This is a genomic window from Arthrobacter sp. Cr_A7, from assembly GCF_029222765.1.
Taxonomy (GTDB): Bacteria; Actinomycetota; Actinomycetes; order Actinomycetales; family Micrococcaceae; genus Arthrobacter.
Window position 1 is genome coordinate 1 of sequence record NZ_JARHXQ010000195.1, and the last position, 516, is coordinate 516.

At 64.3% G+C, this 516-nt stretch carries 1 protein-coding gene; it reads right to left on the reverse strand.

What is annotated here, in order from left to right; translation table 11 throughout:
* The coding region (locus P2Q66_RS11420) for a hypothetical protein (RefSeq protein WP_275728137.1) at positions 1–490 on the reverse strand (490 nt) is incomplete at its 3' end.
* Positions 491–516: the final 26 nt, after the last annotated feature.

Below are 516 nucleotides of genomic sequence, written 5' to 3' on the forward strand. Positions count from 1 at the left end.
GAGTAACGCCATCAGCTCGATCAATGAAGAACGAAGAACTGGGCGTGGGAACAGAAGCTCCGATCAGTCCAGGTACCGGATCAGTCTCCATGATGTTCCTGGAGACATTGCCGGCCGTAGCATCGCCAACCTGGCTGTAGTAGATGTTGATCTGCTCCTTGCCGCCGGCATCCAGGACGGTCGCCGTCTCCACTGCGGGGGAGGCCGAAACCTGTTCATGCTCCACGCTCCAGCCCTCCGGGTGGGCGAAGGACAGGCGGCCGTCTGCGAAGGTGAAGGTCACCGGCCCTTTGGGAACGGGTGACGAGGTAGCAGCGGGAACGATGGTTGGAGCCGGACTCTGCGTAGCCGTCTGCGTAGCCGGCTGGGTGGCAGGCGCCGTGGAGGGAGCCCCGCTCCCGGCAGGGGTGCCTGTCGCGCAGCCTGCGAGGGAAAGAGCGGCAGCAGCGGTGGCTGCGAGGAAGAAGTTTGCGCGGTGGGCTGGGCGCATCGGAGTGCCTTTCAAGAGAGCGCCTT